This is a genomic window from Halorubrum sp. Atlit-8R, assembly GCF_003666025.1.
Classification (GTDB): Archaea; Halobacteriota; Halobacteria; order Halobacteriales; family Haloferacaceae; genus Halorubrum; species Halorubrum salinarum.
In genome coordinates this window covers 145,717-169,222 of the sequence record NZ_QPLV01000001.1, presented here as the reverse complement: position 1 = coordinate 169,222, position 23,506 = coordinate 145,717, and the positions used below count along the sequence as shown (strand labels likewise).

The 23,506-nt window shown below is 71.7% G+C and carries 25 protein-coding genes and 1 tRNA gene; 9 read left to right on the top strand and 17 right to left on the bottom strand.

Annotation, left to right across the window (positions count from 1 at the left end; genetic code table 11):
- Positions 1-19: 19 nt before the first annotated feature.
- From DVK05_RS00765 to DVK05_RS00750, 4 genes are all read right to left on the bottom strand, one after another.
- The gene (locus tag DVK05_RS00765) at positions 20-787 is read right to left on the bottom strand and encodes a protein-L-isoaspartate O-methyltransferase (RefSeq protein ID WP_121561552.1); all 768 of its coding nucleotides are present in this window, start codon (positions 785-787) and stop codon (positions 20-22) included.
- A 49-nt stretch (positions 788-836) separates the two neighbouring features.
- Entirely contained in the window at positions 837-1,469 is a 633-nt protein-coding gene (locus DVK05_RS00760; RefSeq protein WP_121561551.1) for a protein-L-isoaspartate(D-aspartate) O-methyltransferase, read from the bottom strand.
- A 124-nt stretch (positions 1,470-1,593) separates the two neighbouring features.
- Positions 1,594-2,007, bottom strand: coding sequence for an archaeal heat shock protein Hsp14 (gene hsp14, locus DVK05_RS00755; RefSeq protein WP_121561550.1), 414 nt, complete (start codon positions 2,005-2,007; stop codon positions 1,594-1,596).
- Between the two features lie 97 nt (positions 2,008-2,104).
- Positions 2,105-2,602, bottom strand: a complete 498-nt coding sequence (locus DVK05_RS00750) for an Hsp20/alpha crystallin family protein (RefSeq protein WP_121561549.1) — start codon at positions 2,600-2,602, stop codon at positions 2,105-2,107.
- Positions 2,603-2,705: 103 nt separating this feature from the next.
- On the opposite strand from DVK05_RS00750, the gene DVK05_RS00745 reads away from it, so the two are divergent.
- From DVK05_RS00745 to cysS, 3 genes are all read left to right on the top strand, one after another.
- On the top strand, positions 2,706-4,091 hold the full coding sequence (locus tag DVK05_RS00745; RefSeq protein ID WP_121561548.1) for a deoxyribodipyrimidine photo-lyase: 1,386 nt from the start codon (positions 2,706-2,708) through the stop codon (positions 4,089-4,091).
- A gap of 62 nt (positions 4,092-4,153) precedes the next feature.
- Positions 4,154-5,416, top strand: coding sequence for a threonine ammonia-lyase (gene ilvA, locus DVK05_RS00740; protein WP_121561547.1), 1,263 nt, complete (start codon positions 4,154-4,156; stop codon positions 5,414-5,416).
- Positions 5,417-5,828: 412 nt separating this feature from the next.
- A complete protein-coding gene (gene cysS, locus DVK05_RS00735; RefSeq protein ID WP_121561546.1) occupies positions 5,829-7,316 on the top strand; it encodes a cysteine--tRNA ligase in 1,488 nt (495 codons plus the stop codon).
- 40 nt (positions 7,317-7,356) lie between these two features.
- On the opposite strand, the gene DVK05_RS00730 is transcribed toward cysS, so the two are convergent.
- The 6 genes from DVK05_RS00730 to DVK05_RS00705 form a co-directional block, all read right to left on the bottom strand.
- The gene (locus DVK05_RS00730) at positions 7,357-7,638 is read right to left on the bottom strand and encodes a hypothetical protein (RefSeq protein ID WP_121561545.1); all 282 of its coding nucleotides are present in this window, start codon (positions 7,636-7,638) and stop codon (positions 7,357-7,359) included.
- Between the two features lie 55 nt (positions 7,639-7,693).
- The gene (locus DVK05_RS00725) at positions 7,694-7,969 is read right to left on the bottom strand and encodes a winged helix-turn-helix domain-containing protein (protein ID WP_121561544.1); all 276 of its coding nucleotides are present in this window, start codon (positions 7,967-7,969) and stop codon (positions 7,694-7,696) included.
- A gap of 103 nt (positions 7,970-8,072) precedes the next feature.
- Positions 8,073-8,561 (bottom strand): fasciclin domain-containing protein, encoded by a 489-nt coding sequence (locus DVK05_RS00720; protein ID WP_121561543.1) that lies wholly within the window; start codon positions 8,559-8,561, stop codon positions 8,073-8,075.
- A gap of 244 nt (positions 8,562-8,805) precedes the next feature.
- Positions 8,806-9,612 carry a prephenate dehydratase gene (pheA, locus tag DVK05_RS00715; protein WP_121561542.1) on the bottom strand — a complete coding sequence of 269 codons (807 nt, stop codon included), beginning with the start codon at positions 9,610-9,612 and terminating at the stop codon, positions 8,806-8,808.
- 123 nt (positions 9,613-9,735) lie between these two features.
- Positions 9,736-10,947, bottom strand: a complete 1,212-nt coding sequence (locus tag DVK05_RS00710; RefSeq protein WP_121561541.1) for a DR2241 family protein — start codon at positions 10,945-10,947, stop codon at positions 9,736-9,738.
- Positions 10,948-10,949: 2 nt separating this feature from the next.
- Positions 10,950-11,819 carry a CbiX/SirB N-terminal domain-containing protein gene (locus DVK05_RS00705; protein WP_121561540.1) on the bottom strand — a complete coding sequence of 290 codons (870 nt, stop codon included), beginning with the start codon at positions 11,817-11,819 and terminating at the stop codon, positions 10,950-10,952.
- A 126-nt stretch (positions 11,820-11,945) separates the two neighbouring features.
- Between DVK05_RS00705 and DVK05_RS00700 the strand changes: the two genes are divergently transcribed.
- The 5 genes from DVK05_RS00700 to DVK05_RS00680 all read left to right on the top strand — a co-directional run bounded on the left by DVK05_RS00700 (position 11,946) and on the right by DVK05_RS00680 (position 15,994).
- Complete coding sequence (locus DVK05_RS00700) at positions 11,946-12,488, top strand: hypothetical protein (RefSeq protein WP_121561539.1); 543 nt, start codon at positions 11,946-11,948, stop codon at positions 12,486-12,488.
- A 170-nt stretch (positions 12,489-12,658) separates the two neighbouring features.
- Entirely contained in the window at positions 12,659-13,183 is a 525-nt protein-coding gene (locus DVK05_RS00695; RefSeq protein WP_121561538.1) for a copper resistance protein CopD, read from the top strand.
- 215 nt (positions 13,184-13,398) lie between these two features.
- Complete coding sequence (thsB, locus tag DVK05_RS00690) at positions 13,399-15,045, top strand: thermosome subunit beta (protein ID WP_121562427.1); 1,647 nt, start codon at positions 13,399-13,401, stop codon at positions 15,043-15,045.
- 256 nt (positions 15,046-15,301) lie between these two features.
- On the top strand, positions 15,302-15,556 hold the full coding sequence (locus tag DVK05_RS00685; protein WP_121561537.1) for a glutathione S-transferase N-terminal domain-containing protein: 255 nt from the start codon (positions 15,302-15,304) through the stop codon (positions 15,554-15,556).
- Positions 15,557-15,634: 78 nt separating this feature from the next.
- Positions 15,635-15,994, top strand: coding sequence for a DUF192 domain-containing protein (locus DVK05_RS00680; RefSeq protein ID WP_121561536.1), 360 nt, complete (start codon positions 15,635-15,637; stop codon positions 15,992-15,994).
- A gap of 18 nt (positions 15,995-16,012) precedes the next feature.
- Here the strand turns inward: DVK05_RS00680 and DVK05_RS00675 are convergent, their stop codons facing one another.
- From DVK05_RS00675 to DVK05_RS00655, 6 genes are all read right to left on the bottom strand, one after another.
- Positions 16,013-17,542, bottom strand: a complete 1,530-nt coding sequence (locus DVK05_RS00675; protein ID WP_121561535.1) for a PAS domain-containing sensor histidine kinase — start codon at positions 17,540-17,542, stop codon at positions 16,013-16,015.
- A gap of 86 nt (positions 17,543-17,628) precedes the next feature.
- Positions 17,629-20,226, bottom strand: a complete 2,598-nt coding sequence (locus tag DVK05_RS00670; RefSeq protein WP_121561534.1) for a DNA topoisomerase — start codon at positions 20,224-20,226, stop codon at positions 17,629-17,631.
- A 103-nt stretch (positions 20,227-20,329) separates the two neighbouring features.
- On the bottom strand, positions 20,330-20,497 hold the full coding sequence (locus DVK05_RS17195) for a hypothetical protein (protein ID WP_199712269.1): 168 nt from the start codon (positions 20,495-20,497) through the stop codon (positions 20,330-20,332).
- A 681-nt stretch (positions 20,498-21,178) separates the two neighbouring features.
- Positions 21,179-21,260 (bottom strand) — tRNA-Ser (locus DVK05_RS00665).
- A 27-nt stretch (positions 21,261-21,287) separates the two neighbouring features.
- Complete coding sequence (locus DVK05_RS00660) at positions 21,288-21,587, bottom strand: hypothetical protein (protein ID WP_121561533.1); 300 nt, start codon at positions 21,585-21,587, stop codon at positions 21,288-21,290.
- Positions 21,588-21,968, bottom strand: a complete 381-nt coding sequence (locus DVK05_RS00655; protein ID WP_121561532.1) for a Rid family detoxifying hydrolase — start codon at positions 21,966-21,968, stop codon at positions 21,588-21,590.
- A gap of 135 nt (positions 21,969-22,103) precedes the next feature.
- On the opposite strand from DVK05_RS00655, the gene DVK05_RS00650 reads away from it, so the two are divergent.
- Positions 22,104-22,505, top strand: a complete 402-nt coding sequence (locus DVK05_RS00650) for a zinc ribbon domain-containing protein (RefSeq protein ID WP_121561531.1) — start codon at positions 22,104-22,106, stop codon at positions 22,503-22,505.
- 37 nt (positions 22,506-22,542) lie between these two features.
- Here DVK05_RS00650 and DVK05_RS00645 read toward each other — a convergent pair whose 3' ends face one another.
- Positions 22,543-23,355, bottom strand: coding sequence for a molybdopterin-synthase adenylyltransferase MoeB (locus DVK05_RS00645; RefSeq protein ID WP_121561530.1), 813 nt, complete (start codon positions 23,353-23,355; stop codon positions 22,543-22,545).
- Positions 23,356-23,506: the final 151 nt, after the last annotated feature.

Sequence of the window (23,506 nt, the reverse complement as noted above, 5' to 3'; positions counted from 1 at the left end):
GGCGCGCTGCGAGAGGCGGTCAGAGCTGATCGTCCCAGTCGATCCAGTCCTGCTCCCAGCCGTGTCGGCGCTGCCGGCCGCGCTCGGCGCGTTCGGCGTCCTCGCGCCGGGTCCGGTTGCGTTCCGTCCCCGGCTGTTCGCCGTCGACGAGCATCGGCTGGAGCCGCGCCGGGCCGTGGGTCGCGACCGTCTCGAACCCCGGCGGCGCCGGGTCGTCCCCGTCCTCGGGGCCGGTCGACGGCTCGATCGCCGCGACGGTCTGGACGCCCGCGCCGCGCGGGTAGACGATCCGACCGCCGGGCGCCAGCTGTTCGCGGAGGGGCCGCGGCGGCTCGACCACGGCGGCTTCGAGGAGGATCCGGTCGTAGGGCGCGTAGGCGGGGAGCCCGTCGGCGCCGTCCGCGCGGTCGACGAGGACGGCGCCGTAGCCGGCCGCGTCGAGGTTCGACCGCGCGGCGTGGACGGCGGCGCGGTCGATGTCGACCGCGTGGACGCGCCGCGCGCCGGCGATCGCCGCGAGCAGCGCGACCGAGTAGCCGATCCCCGCGCCGACGACGAGGACCGAGTCGCCCTCGTCGGCGTCGAGCGCGGTGAGCAGTCGGACCAGCGTCGCGAGCGAGAGCGAGTGGGGGTCGTCGCCGTCGACGGCGTCCCCGCGGGGCGAGTCGTCGACGAAAGGGTCGCGGGGGACGCGCTGAAGGGCGGTCAGCACGGGCGGCTCGATCGGCTCGCCGATCTGGTGTTCGAGCCCCTCGATCATGTCCGCCCGGAGCGACGCGTCGTCCATGCGCGGTCTCGGGACTCGGTCCTCTAAAACTGTGCGTTCGGTCGCCCGCCTACCGCATCGGGACGAACCGCACGCCGCCGTGGTCCTCGCGGTCGATCCCGTCCTCGCGGACCGTGAGCCTGACGAGCCGCTGGCGACCGCGCTCGCTGACGGGAGCGACGACGCGGCCGTCCGTCCGGACGCGGTCGACGACGGCGTCCGGGACCGCCTCCGGCGCCGCGCAGGTGAGGTACGCGGCGTCGAACGGCGCCGCGTCGGCGAACGCCTCGCGCCCGTCGCCGGCCGACACGGTCACCTCGTACCCGAGGCGGTCGAGGCGGTCGCGGGCGGCGGCCGCCAGTTCCGGGACGCGCTCGGCCGAGAAGACGTTCCCCGGGCCGACGACCTCGGCGACGACCGCGGCGTGGTAGCCGCAGCCGGTCCCCACCTCGAAGACGCGGTCGCCGCGCTCGACCTCGAGCAGGTCGGTCATCATCGCGACCATGTGCGGCGCGCTGACCGTCTGCCCGTGGCCGATCGGGAGCGGTCGGTCGGCGTACGCCGACCCGCGCACCGACTCCGGGACGAACTCGTGTCGCGGGACGGCGCCGATCGCCGACAGCGTCCGCTCGCTCGCGTCGAGGCGGTCGCGCAGCGCGCTCACTAGGTCGCGCCTGGCGGCCGCGTGGTCGGCGTCGTTCATGCGGAGAGTTACCACGGGGTCCGTGGAGAAAGCATCGGCCGGAAAGAGCGGGGTCCGGCTCGACCGCGACGCATCGGGTCGTTCAGTTCGCGTCGAGAGTCGTTCGGTTCGCGTCGAGGACGGGTCAGTTCACGTCGATCCGGTGCCCCTCGTCGGCGTCGACGGCGTCGAGCGGGACCGTCACCGTGAGCACGCCGTTGCGGTACGTCCCGGTCGCGTCCTCGAGGACCGCGGTCGCGGGGAGTTCGATCGTCCGGGTGACGGACTCGTGACGGCGCTCGCGGCGGAGGTAGCGTCGGTCCGCGTCTTCGCGCTCCGTGTCGCGCTCGCCGGTGATGGTCAGCCGGTCGCCGCTGGCGCGAACGTCGATCTCATCGCGGTCGAAGCCCGGGAGATCGGCCATCACGACGAACTCGTCGTCGTACTCGGCGACGTCGATGTCGGCGGCGCGGAGGTCGCGGCCCCAGGCGCGCTCGCCGGCGAAGGGCGTGCGGCCGAGGAACTGCTCGATCTCGTCGAAGGGATTCGTCGCGTTCATGAGAACAGAAAGGCGCCGTGAGATAATAAACACAGAGTGAGACGTGCTATCCCCCGGACGTGACCGTTCCGGTTCGACGGCGATCGCGGGCCGGCGCTCAGTTGACGTCGATCGTGTGCCCGCGGTCGTCGTCGGGCGAGCGCTTGGGGAGCGTGACGGTGAGCACGCCGGCGTCGAAGGCGGCCGTCGCCGCGTCGGCCTCGACCGGTTCGGGGATCGGGACGCGCCGGGAGACCGACCGGAGGCGGCGCTCGCGCCGGTGGTAGCGGACCTCGTCGCCCTCGCCCGCGTCTCCCGCGTCGTCCGCGTCGTCGCCCTCGGCGGCGAGTTCGGCGGACTCCTCGCGGGAGCCGGCGATCACGAGCGCGTCGTCGCGCAGTTCGACGTCCACGTCGTCGGCGTCGAACCCGGGGAGGTCGGCGACGACGGTGATCGACTCGTCGTCCTCGATCACGTCGACGTCCACCTCGCGGGCCCCGGGGAACCGGGGGACCTCGGGGCCAGCGCCCTCCAGCGTGCCGCCGAGTTCCTCGAACTCGCGGCCCATCCGTTCGAGCAGGTCCTCGATCTCGTCGAAGGGATCGCGTCGTGTCATGCGGGTCAGGATTCGAGGCGGAGCGTCTTGAACGTACTGGCGGCGGGACCGGGGGACCGGGCCCGGGCGACAGACACTATCCGCTGGCGACCCTGGTGATCGTATGCGCCTGTTCTGGCACCGAGGCGACGCGCGGACGCGGGACAATGCCGGCCTCGCGGCGGCGGCCCGCGAGGGAACGGTCGTTCCCGTCTTCGTGTACGACGCGGACCTGCTCGCGACGGTCGGCGCGCGTCAGCGCGCCTTCTTCCTCCGGCACGTGAAACGCCTGGAAGAGCGGTATCGGGAACTCGGGAGCGACCTGATCGTCCGCGCGGGCGACCCGGACGAGGTCCTCGTCGACCTCGCCGACGAGCATGACGCCGAGGCGGTCGTCTACAACGAGCACTACCGGCCGGCCCGCCGGAACCGGCAGCGCGCGGTGGAGGACGCGCTCGCCGGCGCGGGCGTCGCGACGGACTCCCGGACCGACCTCGTGCTGGTCGACCCCGGGCGGCTGGAGGAGCGGTACCCGAACCACAGCCAGTTCCACGGCGACTGGGAGGCCGTGCCGAAGCGCGGGCCGTACCCGGAGCCCGACCCGAACGCGCTGGCCGACGTGCGCGACGGGAAGACGGTCCCCGAGCCCGACGCCGACATCGACCTCCCGGGCGCCGGGTACGAGGCCGCGCGCGAGCGGTTCGACGAGTTCCTCGACTACGGGATCACCTCCTACAACGACACCCGCGACGACCTCGCGCGGGCGGTCGAGGCGCCGACGCACGCGGTCTCCAGGATGTCGCCGTACCTCGCGACGGGGGCGATCGGGATCCGCGAGGTGTGGGCGGGCGCGAGCGACGTCTACGACGCCGTGACCGGCGGCGAGCGCCGCAACGTCGACAAGTACCGCTACGAGCTGTCGTGGCGCGAGCAGATGTACCACCTGCTGTACTACGCCCCCGACCTCGCCGTCTCGAACTACAAGTCGTTCCCCGACGAGATCGCGTGGCGGGAGTCGGACGCGGACTTCGAGGCGTGGACCCGCGGCGAGACCGGCTACCCGCTCGTCGACGCGGGGATGCGACAGCTGAACGAGGAGGGGTACGTCCATAACCGGCCGCGGCAGGTCGTCGCGAGCTTCCTGACGAAGCACCTCCTGATCGACTGGCGGCGCGGGGCGCGCTACTTCACGAAGCAGCTGATCGACCACGACTACGCCTCGAACCACGGCGCCTGGCAGTGGACCGCCTCCACCGGCACCGACTCCGTCGACGTGCGCATCTTCGACCCGGTGAGCCAGATGTCGAAGTACGACGACGGCGCCCGGTACGTGAAGGCGTACGTCCCGGAGCTGTCGGACGTGCCGGCCGGGAAGGTCGTCGACTGGCCGACCCTCTCGCGGGCGGAGCGCGAGGAGCTGGCGCCCGACTACCCGCACCCCATCGTCGACCGGAACGAGGGGTACGAGCGGGCCCAGCGCGTCTTCGAGGAGGCGCTCGGGAAGCGCTGAACGGTGCGGAACCCGGTTGCGTATCCGAGTTCTTTTCAGGGGATCGGCCGAACACCGCTGGCATGTCCCCAGTCACGGTCGACGACGTCGAGGCCGCGGCCGAGCGGCTCGCCGGCACCGACATCGTCCAGCGCACGCCCGTCGAGCGGAGCCGGTCGCTGAGCGAGCGGTGCGGCGCCGACGTGCGGCTGAAGATGGAGCACCTCCAGCGCACCGGCTCGTTCAAGACGCGCGGCGCGTACAACGCGATCTCGCGGGCGGTCGACGGCTCCGGCGAGGGGGCCGACGAGCCCGCGATCGAGCGCGTCGTGGCCGCGAGCGCGGGCAACCACGCGCAGGGCGTCGCGCTGGCGGCGTCCGACGCCGGGATCGACGCGACGATCGTGATGCCGGAGTCGGCGCCGGCGGCGAAGATCGAGGCCACCCGCGCGTACGGCGCCGAGGTCGTCCTCCGCGGGAGCGCGTTCCCCGAGGCGATGGCCCACGCCCAGACGCTGACCGACGACCCCGGGACGCGGTTCGTCCACGCCTTCGACGACCCGGACGTGGTCGCCGGCCAGGGGACGCTCGGCTTGGAGGTGCTCGACCAGGTGCCCGCCGCCGACACCGTCCTCGTCCCGGTCGGCGGCGGCGGGCTCGCGGGCGGCGTCGCGACCGCGGTGAAGGCGCGCTCGCCCGAGACGCGCGTGATCGGAGTCCAGACCGAGGGCGCGTCCACGCTCTCGGAGAGCCTCGCGGCCGGCGAGCTCGTGACGCGCGACGAGCCCGACACCATCGCCGACGGCATCGCGACCGGCGGGCTGAGCGACCTCACCCTCGGCCTGCTGGACGAGCACCTCGACGGCGCCGTCGTCGTGAGCGACGACGACGTGGCGAGCGCGATCCTCCTGCTCTTGGAGCGCGCGAAACAGCTGGTCGAGGGCGCGGGCGCGACCGCCGCGGCCGCCCTGTTGAACGACGACGCGGTCGACGAGCTCGACCTCGCCGGCGAGACGGTCGTCCCGCTGCTCTGTGGCGGCAACATCGACGTGACGACGCTGAAGGAGGTGGTGACCCACGCGCTCGTCGACCGCGACCAGCTGATCGAGCTGTCCGTCCGGATCGACGACACCCCCGGGACGATGGGGGAGATAGCGACCCTGATCGGCGGCGAGCGCGCGAACATCCGGACGGTGCGCCACGAGCGCAGCCGCCCGGACCTGCCGGTGGGCGACGCCGACCTCGTGTTCGAGGTGGAGACGAACGGGCCCGCCCACGTCGACCGCGTCCTGACGGCGGTGCGCGAGGCGGGCTACGAGGTCGAGTGGACGACGCGGGAAGAGTGAGAGGCGAGGTCGTCAGTTTGTGAATAAAACCGCGGTGGCGCGCGCCTCCGAGCGGCCGCTGCTGGCGGCCGCGAGGAGCGCGTGCGAGGGAGTCGGCCGACCGGAGCGAAGCGGAGGGAGGCCGACGAGGTTGGGGAGGTGAGAGGTGCGGTTGCGGTGTGGGGCGGGACTCAAAGGGGCAGCCGCGAGGGCGAAGGCGCGCGACGTAAGCACCACAACGAGGGAGCGGAGCGACCGAGTGAGGAGCGCAGCGAGCGCACCGAGCCCTCGCGGCTGGGGCTTTGGTGGTGTTCGCAGCGGATCCGTCAGCAGTAAGTTATAGCCGAGCAGACGAGCCGATGACGGAGCCGGATCCGTCCGCGTCTCGCTCGATCCGACGATTTGAAACGCGCACCCCGGCAACCACGTCGTAATGAGTCTCGTCGTCACCGACACCCTGGAAGACGAGCGCGTCGAGTTCACGGCCGACGGCGACGTCACGCTGTACGTCTGCGGCCTGACGGTGTCGGACGACCCGCACCTCGGCCACGCCCGGCTGTGGTTCCACGCCGACGTGCTCCACCGGTGGCTCGAACACGAGGGGTACGACGTGCGCCACGTCGAGAACGTCACCGACGTGAACGAGAAGATCACGGCCCGCGTCGGCGAGCGCGACGAGTGGACCGCCGAGCGCGACGTGGCCGAGACGTTCACGGCGAGCGTCTTCGACGCGATGCGCGGGCTGAACCTCCTGCGCGCGGAGGTGTACCCCCGCGTCACCGAGCACGTCCCGGAGATTATCGACCTGACGGAGACCCTGATCGAGAAGGGGTACGCCTACGAGTCGAACGGCTCCGTCTACTTCGACGTGACGCGCTTCGACGGGTACGGGAAGCTCTCGAACCAGGACCTCGACGCGCTCGAAGCGCAAGGCGACCCGGACGAGCGCTCGGAGAAGCGCAACCCCGCGGACTTCGCGCTGTGGAAGGCCGACGGCGTCAGCGAGACCGCGGCGCGGGAGCACGCCAAACACGACCACGGCGCCGAGACGCCCGACGGCGAGACGTGGGACTCCCCGTGGGGCGAGGGGCGCCCGGGGTGGCACGTCGAGTGCTCGGCGATGTCGACGACGCACCTCGGCGACACGCTCGACGTCCACATGGGCGGGCGCGACCTCGTGTTCCCGCATCACGAAAACGAGATCGCGCAGTCGGAGGCGGCCACCGGGGAGGCGTTCGCGCGCCACTGGCTCCACGTCGGCCTCCTGGAGATGGACGGCGAGAAGATGTCCTCCTCCATCGGCAACTTCTGGACCGTCCCCGACGCCTTAGAGGAACTCGGCGTTAACGTGGTCCGGACGTTCTACGCCGGCGCGGCCTACCGCTCCGAGCAGGCGCTCACCGAGGAGACGATCGCCGAGGCGGAGGAGCGCTGGGAGCGCCTCTCGCGCACCTACGACCGCGCCGTCGAGGCGCTCGACTCGACCGACTCCCGCGCGAAGGCCGCGGACGACGACCTCCGCGCGGCGGTCGAAACGGCTCGCGAGGAGTTCGCGGCCGCGATGAACGACGACCTCAACCTCCGGGAGGCGACCGCGGCGCTCCTCGATCTCACCGACGCGGTGAACCGCCACGTCGACGGGGTCGACGGGGCCGGCGAGGCCTACGACTACCGCGGCCTCCGCGAGGCCGTGGAAGCGTTCGAGGACCTCGGCGGCGACGTGCTCGGGCTCCAGTTCGAGGCGGAGAGCGGCGGCGACGCGGAGCTGGCGGGCGAGTTGGTCGAGCTCGTGCTCGACGTGCGCGAAGCCGAGCGCGAGGCGGGCAACTACGAGCGCGCCGACGAACTGCGGGACGCCCTCCGCGAGGTCGGCGTCGAGATAGAGGACGGGCCGGACGGCGCGACGTACCGGTTCGAGTAGGGAGAGCGGCATCGGAGCGGCGCTCGCTCGGACAGGGCAGTCAGTCCCAGGTCACGTAGACGAGGAACGCGATCCCGACGAACTCGAGGATCTGGAGGTACATCATCGCGCGGACCGCGGGCGTCGACATCTGCGGCGGGTTCAGGTAGTAGAACAGCGCCAGCGCGTTCTCCGCCAAGAGGAAGGCGGCGAACACCGCCGACCCGAGCGTGTGCTTCGACCGCACCTCGAGGTAGCTGCGCCCCCAGATGCCGAGGAGGACGATCAACAGCAGGATGTTGACCCCCGCGGCGACTCGCGCCACGTCGAGCGTCAGGGTCATTCCGCGTCGCCTCCGATTCCACGATCAGTCGCCGCGTTCCAGGTTCGGGTCATGCTCACTCCAGTTGGTCGATGATGGATTCGACGGTCTCCCAGTTGTTTCGGGTGCGCTCGGTCGGTAGGTACACCGCGCCGTAGGTCTGTTCCGTGCTCTCGACCACGTCGTTCTCTTCGAGCACGTCGAGGTGGTGTCGCACGGTCTTGTACGCCAGGTCGAGGTCCTCTGCGAGCTGGTTTGCGTTCCGCGGGCGCTCGTCGAGCGCGCGGAGCAGGCGGGCCCGGTTGGGACCCCCCCGCGTTCCGGCCAGCACCTGCCAGAGGACCGGCTCCATCGACAGTACCGATCGGCGGAGCGACCTATAAACTCGTGGATACCAGCACCGCGAGGGCGGAGGACGGGAGCGTCGGCGGGGACCATCTGGCGGCTCGGAGCCGCTACAGCTGTAACACGCCGTCGATGGCGTGGATGATGCCGTTCGAGGCCTCGATGTCCGTGTCGACGATGTCGGCCTGGTCGCCGTTGAGGTCGGTGCCGTCGACGTCGACCTTCGCGCCGTTGAGCGTCGGGACGCTGTCGGCGTTGACGATCGAGTTCGCCTTTCGGCGGCCCGGCACGACGTGGTAGGTGAGCACGTCGCCGAGCCCGTCGACGTCGCCGACGTTGTCGACGGTGATCCCGGCGTCTTCGAAGGCCTCGTCCGTCGGGGCGAACACCGTGAGCTGTCTGTTCCCGCTCAGCGTGTCGACGAGCCCGGCCTCCTGGACCGCGGCGACGAGCACGTCGAACCCGTCGGCCGCGACGGCCACGTCGACGATCGTTTCCCCTTGGCTCGGCGGCTTGGCGGCGGCCGCTCCGACGCCGCCGACCAGCGTCGCCGTTCCCGCGCCGAGGCCCTTCAGTACCGTCCGTCTGTTCGCGTTCATGGGGGACACCCGGCCGGGAGAACGTTTCAGTATGTATTCAACAATTTGGAGAAAGTAACCCGCATCCGGCACGAAAGCGACCCAAATCTTCGCCAGTATTGCCGGTAGGGGTGGCGACCGAACCGGGGGCGTCGTCGCTCGGGGGCGTCGTCGCTCGGGGGCGTCGTCGCTCGGGGGCGTCGTCGCTCGGGGGCGGCGTCGCTCGGGAACGGCGTCGCCCGGGGCCGCGAGCGGGCGCCGGGGCTCAGTCCAGCACGTGTTCGGTGTCGTACGAGCCGAGCACCTTGACCCAGCCCTTGTCGGCGATGGCCTCGACGTCGCCGACCGCCTTCGCCATGTGGTCCTCGTAGAGGCCCGCGTCCACGTCGAAGTGGAACAGGTAGTCGCCGAGGCGCTCGCCGCTCGGGCGCGACTCGATCCGGGAGAGGTTGAGGTTGCGGTCCGCGAACGCCTCCAGCAGTTCGAGGAGGAGCCCCGGGTAGTTCGCGTTCGGGTAGACGATCAGCGTTGTCTTCCCGCCGGCGTCGGAGCGCGCGGAGTCGGGCGCGACGACGAGGAACCGGGTCGCGTTGGAGGTGCGGTCCTGGATGTCCGCGGCGAGGATGGAGAGGTCGTCGCCGGCGTTGTCCGGGTGGCCGATCCCGGCGACGCGGGCGTCCTCGCGGGCGCGCTCGACCCCGCGGGCGGTGGAGGCGACCGCCTCGAGGCCGGCGTCCGGGTACTCGGCCTCCAGCCAGTTGCGGCACTGCGCGAGCGCCTGCGAGTGGCTCGCGACGACCTCGAAGGAGTCGTCCTGCGCGAGGAGGGCGTGCCGGATCGGCGTGACGACCTCGCGGGTGACCGACACGTCGTACTCCGCGAGCGCGTCGAGGCTCTCCGTGACCGAGCCCTCGATGCTGTTCTCGATGGGGACGACGCCGCGCTCGAACTCGCCGTTGGCGACGGCGTCGACGATGGCGGTGACCGATTCGCGGAACGACACCTCGGCGGCGACGGAGCGCGCGGCGCGGTGCGAGTACGTGCCGGCGGGGCCCAGCGTGACGGCGTTCATCACCCCACCGTACCGGGGGCGGTGAGAAAAGCCTGCGGGGCGCGGCGATGTTTCCGGGCCGTCGGCGGGTGACGGTCCCCGCGGCGGGTCGCTCGTCCGCGGCGGGTCGCTCGTCCGCGGGGCTCACTCCTCGTCCGGGTCGGTCGGCACGCCGCCGAGGTTCCCCTCGTCGTCGAACAGCTTCGCCCGGAGGAACCGCGTCCGGTAGCGGTTCGCGCCCTCCTTCGTGTCCGCCTCGCGGATCTCGTCGATCCGGCCGTCCGCGACGGCGTCGATAACCGCCTCGACCTGCTCCTTCTCGCTCGGGGTCAGCTCGAACTCGTAGGTCCGCGGCTGCTCGCTCTCCAGCCGCGTCCACTTCCGCGCGGCCGACACCACCACGGAGCAGGGCTCGCGGCAGGGGAAGGCGCCGTCGCCGCCGTCGACGTCGAGGTCCGTCTCGTCGTCGTACTCCCACTCCCGGCGCTTCAGACACTGCGAGTCGTCGCAACAGGCCTCCGCGACCCAGTTGACGTGCTCATATCCCTCGCCGCGGTCCCACGTCTTCACGACGCCGTAGATGCCCGACTGGCGCTCCATCGTCTCGCGCCAGTGGTTCACGTCGAGCTCGCCCTCGCGCTCGCGGTGCCAGTTGGCGACCGTCGCGGGGTATATCGTCTCGACCGTCTCGTAGAGCTCGCGGGGGCCGAGGTCGGGGAAGACCCAGCCGCCCGCGAGCGACGGCGCCGTCTTGAGGGGGCGGTACCGCCCCTTCTCGTCGAAGGTGACCAGGTCGCGCGCGTCGAGCGGGTCGTCGTAGGCGTCGAGGTCGTCGACCGGGACGCCCGCGTCGTCGGCGTGGCGCACGTCGTAGCGGCGCTCGCCGCGGTCGGTGAGCGTCGCCGTAATCTTCAGCTCGCCCCAGGCGCGCTCGATCCCGGCCGCGAGCGCCGCGTACCGGGGCGCCACGGTCTCGCCGTCGGCGTCCTCGATCCAGCGGAGGAAGGCGCGTCGGGGGCCGAACTCGCCGACGACGCGCTCGAAGACGTACCAGTCGGTGACGGCGGGCGCGCGCTCGGCGAGCGCCTCGTGGAGCTCGCGCTCGCTCATCCCCGTCGGCCGGCTCCCGTCGGCGAGGACGTACTCGTCGGGCGAGCCGCCGGGCAGCTCCTCGTCGGCCCCCTCGGTGCCGCGCGCGACGCTGAACCCCTCGAACCGCAGGGGCTCGCCGGGGTCCAGCTCGTCGAGCGCGTCGAGGACCGCGTCGAACGCGTCGCTCGGGAGGTCGATCTCGGGGACCTCGGGGTCGTCGCCGCCCGCCTCGCCGCCGTCGGTCGCGGAGGTGGAGTCGGCCACGGTCAGTCCCCCGTGGCGACGCGGGTCGTCTCGCGCACGTCGTCGAGCGCGCTCCCGAGGTCGGCGCCCGCGTCGGCCGCGCGCTCCAAGACCACGTCGGCCATGAGCGGCTCCGTCCCCACCGCGCCGGCGTACCAGATCCGGGTGCCGTCGACCGTCTCGGGCACGTCGTACCCCTCGGTGTGGTCCTCGCAGAGCCCAACGTCCTCCGGGATGTCCTCCTGGGTGTGGTAGCCGTCGGCGATGAAGAGGGGGACCAGGACCACGTCGTCGCTCTCGAAGTGCTCGGGGAGGTCGTCGACCTCCGGGTCCTCGTCCATGTACAGCGCCTTCACCTCGTCGAAGCGGTCGCGCTCGGCGATCCGGTCGGCGTGGTACTCGATCGCCTTCGCGGAGTTCTCGTTGCGCTCGGTGCCGTGGCCGACGACCGCCAGGCCGAACCCCTCGCCCACGTCGGGGTCGTCCGTCACGGACTCGGCGCGCCGGACGATCACGTCGGTCATCGCGCGGTGGGTCCCCACCGGCCCGCAGTAGTGGACCTCGCGGCCGATGTCCTCGGCGACGAGCGTCGCCTGGTCCGCGGAGAGGCCGTCGGAGCCCCACTCGGAGACGTCCCAGCCGTCGAGCCGGAGCTCGCGCGGGATCACCTGCTCGGTGAAGTAGCCCTCCGAGACGAACAGCGGGACGACGTATATCTCGTCGCCCTCGACGGTCCGGAGCACCTCTCGGAAGTGCGGTTCCTCCTTCCAGAAGCCGGTGCGGACCTCGTCGAAGGCACCGGTGGCGCGGATCGTGTCGGCGTGGTCGTACGTCGGCGCGCTCGACTCGGGGTTGAGGTGGGAGCCGTGCGCGACGATGACGAGCGACTGCATACCCGTGCTGGGGCCGCGCCGCTCTTAGGGACTTCGGAGGCTGCGGAACGACGGGAACGACGGTCGGTCGCCGGGGCGCTCCCGCCGACCGAAACGATCTTGCCCGCCCGCCGCGCAGCCCCGCGCATGTCGCTGGCAGCCGAGACGCGGGAGGCGGTCAGGGCGCGCCCGTTCGTCCGCGACGCGCTCCGCGCCGGACTGGTGAACCACAGCGCCGCGGCGTCGTGGCTCGCGGCGCGCGCCGACCTCGACGGCGACCCCGACGCGATCGCGGCCGCGCTCCGCCGCTTCCGGGAGGACCTGCCGGCCTACGAGACCGAGGCCCGGACCGCGAGCGTTTCCATGCGGAGCGGAGTGGGCATCGCCGACGACCCCACCGAGACGGACGACGAGGCGGGACGCGACGGGGCGGACGCCGACCCCCTCCTCCGCGTGGGCGACGCGGCGGTCGTCGAGGGCGGCGACCGCACCGCGATCCTGGCGACCGGCGACGTCGACGCCGCGTCGCTGGCGGACGCGCTGGGGCGGCTCGGCGCCGCGGACGTGGAGGTGGCGGCCGCGGGCGTGGCCGGCGACGCGCTCGTCTTCGTCGTCTCCCGGCGCGACGGCGCGAGCGCGGTCCGGGTCGTCGAGGCGGCGCTGGAGGCGGTGCCCGTGGACGAGGGGTGAATTCGGCCGACGAAGGGAATCCGGCCGACGAGGGATGGATTCGGTCGACGAGAGATGGATTCGGTCGACGAGAGGCGAGCCCGGTCGGCACGGCGCGAGGCCGGACCGCGGCGAGCGAACCGATCCTGTCCGGGACGGCCTTTTTGCCGCTCTCGCTCCCAGTCGATCGCGTGTTGCTCACGACCGCCTTCGTCTTCCACGTGCTCTCCGGCGCCCTGTGGACCGGCGCGACGCTGTACGTCGTCTACGCGACCCTGCCGCGGGCGACCGACGGGACGCTCGGCCGCGCCGCGTTCGTCGACGCCGCCCACCGGCTCCTCATGGTCACGCGCTGGACCGGCGTCGTCCTCCCGGTCACCGGCGCCTACATGATCTGGCGGCTGTACACGCCGCTCGGGACCCTCGCGACGACCGGCCGGGGGTGGGCCGTCCTCGCGATGCTGTCGCTGTGGGGCGCGATGAACGGGCTCGTCGAGCTGGGCGTCCTCCGGATGCGCCGCGAGGTCGACCCCGACCTCGGGTGGGGCCGGTACATGGCCGAGGGGTTCCCGGTCGACGCCCTCGCCGGGGTGGGGGGCGTCCCCGGGTCCGCCCGGCTGGCCTCCGTCGCCCGCCCCTACCTGCTCGCGAGCGCGGGGCTGGCCGTCCTGCTGCTCGTCGACGCCGCGCTCCTGGCCGGCGGGATACCGGGGTGACGGTCCCCCGGAACGCGAGTATATAAATGCCGCCGAATCGGCGTTCTCGCGTCGACAGAGGGCAATGCTAACTCCCCGCATGAATTTCGGTCCAAGGCGGCGGAGTCCGGTGTTTTCGAGCGAGTCGATTCGTCACGGACGACCCGCGCGCGGCGGCCCCTCAACGAGACATTTATATAGAATCACAATCAATCAAACGCTGTATGAGTCAGCGAATGCAGCAGGGCCAGCCGATGATCATCATGGGCGAGGACGCCCAGCGCGTCCAGGACAAGGACGCTCAGGAGTACAACATCTCCGCGGCGCGCGGCGTCGCCGAGTCGGTCCGCTCGACGCTCGGACCGAAGGGGATGGACAAGATGCTCGTCAACTCGATGGGGGACGTCACCATCACGAACGACGGCGTCACCATCCTCCAGGAGATGGACATCGACAACCCGACCGCCGAGATGGTCGTCGAGGTCGCCGAGACCCAGGAGGACGAGGCCGGCGACGGGACGACCAGCGCGGTCGCCATCGCGGGCGAGCTGCTGAAGAACGCGCAGGACCTCCTCGAGCAGGACATCCACCCGACAGCGGTGATCAAGGGCTTCAACCTCGCGAGCGAGTACGCCCGCGAGCAGGTCGACGAGGTCGCGACCGCCGTCGACCCCGAGGACACGGAGACCCTGCGTAACGTCGCCGAGACCTCGATGACGGGCAAGGGCGCCGAGCTCGACAAGGACGTGCTCGCCGACCTCGTCGTCCGCGCGGTACAGGGCGTCACCGTCGAGGCCGACGACGGCTCCCACGTGGTCGACCTGGCCAACCTCAACATCGAGACGCGCACCGGTCGTGCGGCGGGCGAGTCCCGCCTGCTCACCGGCGCGGCGATCGACAAGGACCCCGTCCACGAGGACATGCCGACCGACTTCGACGCGGCCGACATCCTCCTCCTCAACGACCCGATCGAGGTCGAGGAGGCGGACGTCGACACCTCGGTCAACGTCGACTCCCCCGACCAGCTCCAGAAGTTCCTCGACCAAGAGGAACAGCAGCTCCGCGAGAAGGTCGACCAGATCGTCGACTCCGGCGCCGACGTGGTCTTCTGTCAGAAGGGCATCGACGACCTCGCGCAGCACTACCTCGCGAAGGAGGGCGTGCTGGCGGTCCGCCGCACGAAGAAGTCCGACCTGACGTTCCTGAAGAACGTCCTCGGCGCGCCGATCGTCACCGACCTCGACTCGCTTACCGCCGACGACCTCGCGGTCGGCTCCGTCGAGCGCGACGACGACGAGGAGCTGTTCTACGTCGAGGGCGAGGACGCCCACGGCGTCACGCTCCTCCTGTACGGCACCACCGACCACGTCGTCGACGAGCTCGAACGCGGCATCCAGGACGCGCTCGACGTCGTCTCGACGACCGTCTCCGACGGGCGAACCCTGCCCGGCGGCGGCGCGGTCGAGGTCGAGATCGCGCGCCGCCTGCGCGACTACGCCGACTCCGTCGAGGGGCGCGAGCAGCTCGCCGTCGAGGCGTTCGCTGACTCCCTCGAACTGATCCCCCGCGTGCTCGCCGAGAACGCGGGCCTCGACGCGATCGACCTGCTGGTCGACCTGCGCGCGGCCCACGAGGCGGGCGACCAGAACGCCGGGCTCGACGTGTTCGCCGGCGAGGTCGTCAACACGGCCGACGCGGGCGTCGTCGAGACCGCCCACGCGAAGGAGCAGGCGATCGCCTCCGCGGCCGAGGCGGCGAACCTGGTCCTGAAAATCGACGACATCATCTCGGCGGGCGACCTCTCGACGTCGGGCGGCGACGACGAGGGCGGCGCCCCCGGCGGCGGCATGGGCGGCATGGGCGGCATGGGCGGCGCGATGTGACGCCGGTCGGAGACGAATTCCCACAGCCCGTCAGGCGCCGCCTGACGACGCCGACGTAGCCGAGGTCCTTCGGACCTCGACGCCCGCCCCGACCGCGATCGCTCGACGACTACCCCTTCGCGCGCTCCGATTTCCCCCCGTTTTTCCCGCCGCGCCGTAGCGTCCCCCAGATCCGAGTCCGCGACGGGGCCGGGCGTGCGCGGCGGACGCATCCGCGGCCGCACCTCTTTACGGCCCCGGGCCCTACGGTCGGGCGATGGCAAACCTAACGCTCTACGAGCTTGAGGGCTGTCCGTACTGCGCGAAGGTGAAGACGAAGCTGTCGGAGCTCGACTTGGAGTACGAGTCGGTGATGGTGCCGCGGTCGCACAGCGACCGGACGGAGGTCGAGGAGGTCTCCGGACAGACCGGCGTCCCGGTCCTCGTCGACGAAGACCACGGGATCGAGGGGATGCCCGAGAGCGACGACATCGTCGAGTACCTCGAAGAGACGTACGGCGGCGCGAGCTGAGGCCGACGCGATCAGCCTGCGACGGAGCCGGCGGAGCCCGACCCCGCAACGAGAGGCTATTTATCCGCCCGCGGCGAGGTGGCGGCCGTGCGACTCGTTCACCGTCCCGAGTCGGGGGGAGAGACCGTCCTCGCGAGCGACGTCGACGTCGCGCGCTCGACGCTCGAACAGGTCCGGGGCCTGATGTTCCGGCGTTCGATCCCGGACGACTACGGCCTGGTCTTCCCCTTCGACGAGGCCGACACGCAGTGGCTCCACATGCTGTTCGTCCCGTTCGCGATCGACGCGGTGTGGCTCGCCGACGGCGAGGTGACGGCGACGAAGCGGCTCGCGCCGTTCGTCGGGCTGGGCCGCGGCCGCGCCGACACCGTCGTCGAACTGCCGGCGGGCGCGGCCGAGTCGGTGGCGGTCGGCGACGAGCTGCGGCTGGTCGAGTGAGCGGGAGCCGCCCGAGGCCTACGGACCGTCCTCGAAGGCGTCGGGGTCGAACACGTCCGCGTCCCCGGAGCGCGGCTCGTCCGCGACGCGCAGCGACAGCTCGATCCGGCTGCCGCCGGCCTTGCTCTCGACGATGTCGAGGCTCCCGCCGCCCGCGGTGACGATCCAGTTCACGTACCAGAGCCCGAGCCCACTCGCGTGGTCGAGCGGCGTCTCCTCGCCGGTGAGCACGGCGCGCTCCGCCGGCGGGATCCCCGGGCCGTCGTCCGCGACGACGAGCGAGACCCACGACTCGCTCGGCAGCTCCGCCGCCGAGATCCGCACCCGCGGGTCGGCGGCGTCGTTGTGGCGGACCGCGTTGTCGACCAGCTCGGTGATCGCCTCGGGGAGGAACGCGACCGCGGAGACGACGATCCCCTCGGGAACGTCCACGTCGACGGCGGCGCGCTCGCGGATCTCCGGCGGGAGCGACTCGAGCGCCGCGTCGACCGCGGGCGCGAGCGCGACCGGCCGCGGCGAGGGGCGCTGGGAGAGCAGCCGCTCCACCTTGCGCGAGGTCTCGCCGAGGCGCAGCAGCCGCTCGGCGGTGTCGACGACCCGTTCGAGCTGCCCCGTGAGCTCGGGGTCGTCGACGGCCTCGATCGCCCGGCCGGTGAAGCCGGTAACGACGTTGAGGTCGTTCCGGAAATTGTGTCGCAGCACGCGGGTCAGCACCGCGAGCCGCTCCTCGCGGAGCGACGCCTCCGTGAGGTCCTCGCCGACGCCGACGGCGCCGACGACCCGGTCGCCGTCGGTGACGGGACCGACGGAGAGGCGGTAGGGGACGCGCTCGCCGGAGCGAGTGAGCAGCCGCACCTCACAGGAGACGGTCTCGCCCGCCCGGTACACCCGCGAGAGCGACTCGCTCACGCGGCCGCGCGTCTCCTCGTCGAACAGCGAGGTGAGCGCCCGCCCCGAGAGCGACTCGGGGTCGTAGCCGGAATCGGCCGCCAGTCGGTCGTTCCACCGCGAGAGCGTCCCCTCCTCGGTACAGCGGAACAGCGCGAGCGGGACGGTCTCGGCGAGCGCGTCGACGAGCCGGCGCTCGCCGTCGCGCTCGCTCTCCGCGGCGACCCGGTCGGTGGCGTCCGAGAGCCCGACGACGAGCCACTCGTCGCCGGCGATGGTCGCCGCGTGGAGCGCCGCGTCGACCCGCAGCCCGGGGTCGCCCAGCCGGAGGTCCCACTCGAACCGCTCGACCCGGTCGTCCGAGCCGTCGGACGCGGGGGGGTCGACGGCCGCCGCGGCGACGGCGTCGACGGGCTCCCCCGAGACGGTGACCTCCGTCTCGCCCAGGTCGGGGAGGCCCATCAGCGTCAGCGTGCCGCGGTCGTGGCCGAGCAGGTCGACCGCGGGGGCGTTCGCGGCGCGGATCGCGAGGGTCTCGGGGTCACAGACGAGCGTCGGCGTCGGGACCGCCCCGACGAACGCCCGGAGGATCCCGGTCGCGGCGGCGTCGCCGCTCGACGACGGGCCGTCGGCCGGCGGATCCCCGTTCCCGTCTCCCATCTGTCGGTGATCGAAACACTCCGCGCATATGTGTTTATGGATTTATGAGTCGCGGCGACCGCGCGACGGCGCTCGGCCCGAGGGGGTCAGTCCGCCTTCGCCTGCCAGTCGCGGACGGTGTCGGCGCCGACGCCGTCGACGTCGGCCGCGAGGTCGTCCGGGTCAGCGGACTTGAGGTCGTCGACGCCGCCGACGCCGGCGTCCTTGAGCTTCTCGGCGGTCTTCTCGCCGATCCCCTCGACGGTCTGCAGCTCCGAGCCCTCCTGGCGGGCCGTGAACTCGCGGTAGTTACAGATCGGGCAGCCGAGCTCCCAGGGGTCGTCGCCGGAGTGGACGCGGAGGTGCGGGAGGTCGTGTTCCTCGCAGGTCTCGTCGGTGACCTCGATCTCGCCGCGCCGCGGGAGCGGCAGCGAGTAGTCGCAGTCGGGGTAGCGCGTACAGCCGACGAGCCGCGAGCCGGAGCGGAGCCGCTTGATCGCGAGCTCGCCGCCGTGTTCCTCGCCGCAGTCGGGACACGCCCCGATCACCTCGTCCTCCTGCTCGTCGGCCTCGTCCGCCTTACACTGCGGGCAGCCGTGGACGAACGTCTTCCGCCCGGCGAGCATCTTCACGTGGCGGAGGTCGTGGTCCTCGCAGGTCTCGTCGAGGAGGAGCGGCTTCCCGGTCGAGGGGAGCGGGAGGGTGTACTCGCAGTCGGGGTAGCCGTCGCAGCCGACGAAGTACGACCCCTGCCGCGACTTCCGGACGAGCAGGTCCGAGCCGCACTCCGGACAGGGCCCGAGCGTCTTGTCGGCCTTCAGCGACGTCTGGAGGTGGTCGCCGACCGCCTCGCGCGACGCCGTGAGGTCGTCGAACACGCGCGAGAGCAGCTCGCGGGAGTCCGCCGTCACCTCGTCGTAGTCCTTCTCGCCCGCGGCGATGGCCGCCATGTCGCGTTCGAGCTGGGCGGTCATCTCCTCGCTCACGATCCGGTCGGCGAACTCCTCGGCGGCCTCGACGACCGCCTCGGCGAGCCGGGTCGGTCGCGGCGGGTCGCTCTCGACGTAGTTGCGGTCGTACAGCTTCTCGATCGTCCGGTGGCGGGTCGCTTTCGTCCCGAGCTGCCGCTTCTCCATCTCCTCGATGAGCCGCGACTGCCCGTAGCGCCGCGGGGGTTGGGTCTCCTTGGCCTCGGTGGCCCGGTCCGACAGCGACAGCGTCTCGCCGACCTCGACGTCCGGCACGATCCGCTCGTCGCTGGAGCGGTACGGGTACACGTCGTGGTAGCCGGCCTCAAGCAGCCGCTTCCCGTTGGCCTTCAGCCGCAGCCCGCCGTCGGCGACGAGGTCGGCCGGCCCGGCCGCGTCCTCGGGGTCGCGGAGCGCTGCGAGCCCGTCCGCGCCCGCGGCGATCGGCGTCGCCTCGCCGTTCGCCAGGGCGACCACGCGCAGCCGCTCCCAGGTGGCCGGGTCGGCGCAGGTGGCGAGGAACCGGCGGACGATCAGCTCGTACACCTCCCACTCGTCGTCGGAGAGGTCCGACGCGGAGGGGAGCTCGCCGGTCGGGTGGATCGGCGGGTGGTCCGTCGTCTCCTCGTCGCCCTCGGTCGGCTCGATGTCGCCGTCGCCGTCGAGCAGGCTCGCGGCGTCGGCGCCGAACGTCGAGGCGGCCGAGAGGTCCTCGATCAGCTCCTCGGGCTCCAAGTCGTCCGGGTACACCGTGTTGTCGGTCCGGGGGTAGGTGACGTAGCCGGCGGTGTAGAGGTCCTCCGCGATCGACATGGCGCGCTGCGCGGAGTAGCCGAGCGACCCCGCCGCGCGGATGAACGCGGTGGTGTTGAACGGCGTCGGCGGGTCGTCGGTCTGCGTGCGGCGGTCGACGTCGTCGACGGTCGCCGCCTCCGCCGCGGCGAGCGCCTCGGTGAGCGTGTCGGCGACCGCCTCGTCCCAGACGCGCTCGCGCTCGTTGCCCTCGTCGTTCAGGTAGAAGTAGCGCGCCTCGAACGGGTCGCCGCCGGCCTTCGCCAGCTCGCCCGTCAGCTCCCAGTAGGACTCGGGGTCGAACGCCTGGATCTCGCGCTCGCGGTCGACGATGAGCTTGAGCGTCGGGCCCTGGACCCGGCCGACCGAGATGAAGTCGTCGCCCATCTGTCGGGCGGACAGCGAGAGGAAGCGGGTCAGGGCCGCGCCCCACGTCAGGTCGATGGTCTGACGGGCCTCGCCGGCGGCCGCCAGCTCGAAGTCGAGGTCGTCGGGGTTCGCGAACGCCTTTTTCACCTCGTTTTCCGTGATCGACGAGAAGCGCACGCGGTCGACGGGCACGTCCTCGTTCACCTCGCGGACCAGCTCGTACGCCTCCTTGCCGATCAGTTCGCCCTCGCGGTCGTAGTCGGTCGCGATGACGACCCGGGAGGCGTTGCGGGCGAGCCGGCGCAGCGCGGCGACGATCCCCTCCTGCGTCGGCGTCTTCGTGACGGGCGCGTCGATCAGCTCGACCGGCTCCACGTCGCGCCAGTCGTTGTACTCGGCCGGGAAGTCGACGCCGACGACGTGGCCGGAGAGCCCGATACACCGCTTGCCGCCCCACTCGTAGACGTTGACGTCGTTCATCCGCTCCGCGGTCGCGGACTCGCCGCTCAGGATGTCGGCGATGCGCCGCGCCGCGTTGTCTTTCTCCGTGATGATCAGCTCGGGGCCGCGACTCATTGCGCCGAGATAGGCCGCTCCTCGGTCTAAAGCTTTCGCGACGCGAGATTCCCGGCAGGCACGGCGGCGAACGAACGGCGAGAAGGGACCCGAGGACGGCCGCTCACCGGGCCGCGTCGTCGGACTCGGCGAGGAACTCCGCGTCAGTTACCTCGGCATACGGCTCCGGCGGTTCGTCGTCCGCGTCGAGTTCGCGCCGTGCGAGGTGGTTCTCGAGTTGGCGGCGCTTGTTCCTCCCTTTCCGCTCGCGGCCCGATTTCGTGTCTGGCATCGTCACCCGTGTCAACTATTCCCACACATATGAATCTTGTGTCGGTGTGCGGACGTGTCCGCGAGCGAGGCGGCGGCAGACGCAGTCGAAGCGGAGGTGCCGATAGCAGCGATCTTACATTTGAATGAACGAGGCGGTGGCGCGTGCCTGCGAGCGGCCGCCCCTGGCGGCCGCGAGACAGTACGCGCGAGGGAGTCGGGCGGCCGGAGCGAAGCGGAGGCCGGCCGATGAGGCTGGGGAGGCGTGAGGTGCGGTTGCGGTGCTGTGCGGGGCGGGACGCAAAGGGGCAGCCGCGAGGCGGGCGCAGGCGACGCAAGGACCACAGGAAGCGAACGGAGTGAGCGACCGAGGACCGCAGCGAGCGTGCGCCCGCCTCGTGACTGGGGCTTTGGCGGTGTTCGCCGCCGATGCGTCGTCAACTATTTATAAGTAATCGCCAGCGGCGTCACTCGGTTGCTCATAAATAGGCAATTAGACGGGTTCGTCGACGCCGGACTCGCTCGTCGCTACCGCTCCTCGCTCGTTATTGCGACAGCGAAGCGCCAGGAGAGGGATTTGAACCTCAGTCGTTCCGCTCACTCCGTTCGCTTCACTCCCTGGTTCAAATCCCATTGTTTGGGTTCGTCGACGCCGGACTCGCTCGTCGCTGTCGCTCCTCGCTCGTAGTCGGCGTCGACGAAACGCCAGGAGAGGGATTTGAACCCCCGATCCCGGATGGGAACACGCTTTCCAGGCGTGCGCCTTACCACTCGGCCATCCTGGCTCACGCGGAGATAATCCGGTGCGACTGTTAAGTCCTTCTTTTCGCGCGCACCCGGACCTCGGCGAGATACGTAATACCGGCCGACGCGACCGCGACCGCGAGCGCGACGAGCGCCAGCCCGCCGAGACCGAGCGGCAGCGATCCGGGACCGAGGAGCCGGTACCCCTGCGCGAGCACGAGGAAGGCGAACCCGCCGACGATCCCCCACAGCGCCGCGGAGCGCGCTCGGGCACGCGGGGTCGCCGGCGCACCGGGCGCGGGGACGGACCCGTCGGTCGCGGCGTCCGGCTCGCGCCCCGGTCCGGACCCGCCCTCGCCGTCGGCCATCTACTCGACGACGGCGACGGCCTCGATCTCGACGCCCGCGCCCTTCGGGAGCGCGCCGGCCTCGACCGCGGAGCGGGCCGGCGGCGACGCGTCGAAGTAGTCGGCGTACGTCTCGTTCATCTCGTCGAAGTCGCCGATGTCGGCCATGAACACCGTCGTCTTGAGCACGTCCTCGGGACCGGCGCCGGCCTCCTCGAGCACCGCGAGGAGGTTGTCGAGCGCCTGCTCCGTCTGGACCGCGATCGGGGCGTCGTCGAGCAGGTCGCCGTCGGGCGTCAGCGGGATCTGCCCGGCCGTGAACACGAGGTCGCCGTCGGTCGTCGCCTGGCTGTACGCGCCCACCGCCGCCGGGGCGTCGTCCGTGTGGATCGTCTCTTTCATGCGGGTGCGCCTTCGACCGGCGGCCTCAAGAGTACTCTGGAGCGGCGCCGTCGGCTGGCCCAGAGCCCGGATCGCGGTCGCGAACGGTCGGAATCACCGTCAGACACAAGCGCATGGGATGGTAACACTCCACGTATGACGGGAGACCAGCTCCTGCCGCTCGCCGCGATATTCGTCGGCGTGGCGGCGCTCAACCTCGCGGTGACGTGGCTGCTCGTCCGGCGGAACCGCGACCCGGCGGAGCTGCTCGGTTCGGCCGCGGCCCGGTCGTCGGACGGCGACGGCGAGGGGCCCGAGATCGGACCGAGGCTCGCGCTCGACGGCGACGGGGACGCCGGCTCGGCGAGCGGGGCGGGGGAGCCCGACGGGGACGACCCGCCGCCGCTGGACGCCGACGGCGAGACGGTCGTCTGTCGGCACTGCGGCGCCGAGAACCGGGCGGGGTATCGGTACTGCCGGTGGTGCGTCCGGTCGGGCTTCGTCGACGAGGACGCCGGCGTCACCGCGGGGACCGCGATGGCCGACCGGTCGCTGTGAGCGGCCGGGGCACGCGCCTCGCGGGCGGCGGGCCGACTCAGGCCGCGTCGATCTGACACCCGGCCGCGTAGTCGATGCCGTCGATGCTGTCGATGCCGTCGTCGCCGCACACCGGACAGTCTGGGTTGCGCGCGTACGGCACCGTCTCGAACGAGAGTTCCATCGCGTCGTAGAACAGCATCCGGCCGACGAGCGGGTCGCCCACGTCCATGATCAGCTTCGCGGCCTCCGTCGCCTGGAGGCAGCCGACCGTCCCCGGGAGGACGCCGAGGACGCCCGTGCTCGCGCAGTCCGGTACGGTGCCCGGTTCCGGCGGCTCCGGGAACAGGCACCGGTAGCAGGGACCGTCCGGCGAGAGCGTCGTCACCTGCCCCTCGAACTTGTAGATGGCGCCGTGCGACACCGGCACCCCCTCGATCCGGGCCGCGTCGTTCACCACGTAGCGGGTGGCGAAGTTGTCCGAGCAGTCGACGACAACGTCGTGGTCCGCGATCAGTTCGCGGGCGTTGCCCGCGTCGAGCCGCAGTTCGTGGCGCTCGACGTCGACGTCGGGGTTGAGGTCGGCGACGAACTCGGCCGCCGAGTCGACCTTCTTCCGCCCCACGTCGCCGTCGCCGTGGATCACCTGTCGCTGGAGGTTCGAGCGCTCGACGACGTCGTCGTCGACGATACCGATCGTCCCGACCCCCGCGGCCGCGAGGTACTGGATCGCCGGCGCGCCGAGCCCGCCCGCGCCCACGACGAGGACGCGCGCGTCGAGCAGTCGCTTTTGCCCCTCCGGACCCACGTCGTCGAGGATGACGTGTCTTGAGTAGCGGTCGAGCTGGGTCGCGTCGAGCGAGAGACTCATGCCTACGACCTGTGCCGGCGCGGATATAATCGTGTTCCCGAGCGGCGGTCGCCGACGCGCCCGCCGGCGCGGGCGCGCCACCGGCGACGGTCCCCGCACGCGACCGGGGAAACTCCCTCACACGCGAACGACTGAAGGGGGCGAGCCCTGA

Coding starts and splice junctions, on each gene's coding strand:
- DVK05_RS00765 (WP_121561552.1), bottom strand. CDS start 787: ATGGACGACGCGTCGCTCCGGGCGGACATGATCGAGGGGCTCGAACAC.
- DVK05_RS00760 (WP_121561551.1), bottom strand. CDS start 1,469: ATGAACGACGCCGACCACGCGGCCGCCAGGCGCGACCTAGTGAGCGCG.
- hsp14 (WP_121561550.1), bottom strand. CDS start 2,007: ATGAACGCGACGAATCCCTTCGACGAGATCGAGCAGTTCCTCGGCCGC.
- DVK05_RS00750 (WP_121561549.1), bottom strand. CDS start 2,602: ATGACACGACGCGATCCCTTCGACGAGATCGAGGACCTGCTCGAACGG.
- DVK05_RS00745 (WP_121561548.1), top strand. CDS start 2,706: ATGCGCCTGTTCTGGCACCGAGGCGACGCGCGGACGCGGGACAATGCC.
- ilvA (WP_121561547.1), top strand. CDS start 4,154: ATGTCCCCAGTCACGGTCGACGACGTCGAGGCCGCGGCCGAGCGGCTC.
- cysS (WP_121561546.1), top strand. CDS start 5,829: ATGAGTCTCGTCGTCACCGACACCCTGGAAGACGAGCGCGTCGAGTTC.
- DVK05_RS00730 (WP_121561545.1), bottom strand. CDS start 7,638: ATGACCCTGACGCTCGACGTGGCGCGAGTCGCCGCGGGGGTCAACATC.
- DVK05_RS00725 (WP_121561544.1), bottom strand. CDS start 7,969: ATGGAGCCGGTCCTCTGGCAGGTGCTGGCCGGAACGCGGGGGGGTCCC.
- DVK05_RS00720 (WP_121561543.1), bottom strand. CDS start 8,561: ATGAACGCGAACAGACGGACGGTACTGAAGGGCCTCGGCGCGGGAACG.
- pheA (WP_121561542.1), bottom strand. CDS start 9,612: ATGAACGCCGTCACGCTGGGCCCCGCCGGCACGTACTCGCACCGCGCC.
- DVK05_RS00705 (WP_121561540.1), bottom strand. CDS start 11,819: ATGCAGTCGCTCGTCATCGTCGCGCACGGCTCCCACCTCAACCCCGAG.
- DVK05_RS00700 (WP_121561539.1), top strand. CDS start 11,946: ATGTCGCTGGCAGCCGAGACGCGGGAGGCGGTCAGGGCGCGCCCGTTC.
- thsB (WP_121562427.1), top strand. CDS start 13,399: ATGCAGCAGGGCCAGCCGATGATCATCATGGGCGAGGACGCCCAGCGC.
- DVK05_RS00685 (WP_121561537.1), top strand. CDS start 15,302: ATGGCAAACCTAACGCTCTACGAGCTTGAGGGCTGTCCGTACTGCGCG.
- DVK05_RS00675 (WP_121561535.1), bottom strand. CDS start 17,542: ATGGGAGACGGGAACGGGGATCCGCCGGCCGACGGCCCGTCGTCGAGC.
- DVK05_RS00670 (WP_121561534.1), bottom strand. CDS start 20,226: ATGAGTCGCGGCCCCGAGCTGATCATCACGGAGAAAGACAACGCGGCG.
- DVK05_RS17195 (WP_199712269.1), bottom strand. CDS start 20,497: ATGCCAGACACGAAATCGGGCCGCGAGCGGAAAGGGAGGAACAAGCGC.
- DVK05_RS00660 (WP_121561533.1), bottom strand. CDS start 21,587: ATGGCCGACGGCGAGGGCGGGTCCGGACCGGGGCGCGAGCCGGACGCC.
- DVK05_RS00655 (WP_121561532.1), bottom strand. CDS start 21,968: ATGAAAGAGACGATCCACACGGACGACGCCCCGGCGGCGGTGGGCGCG.
- DVK05_RS00650 (WP_121561531.1), top strand. CDS start 22,104: ATGACGGGAGACCAGCTCCTGCCGCTCGCCGCGATATTCGTCGGCGTG.
- DVK05_RS00645 (WP_121561530.1), bottom strand. CDS start 23,355: ATGAGTCTCTCGCTCGACGCGACCCAGCTCGACCGCTACTCAAGACAC.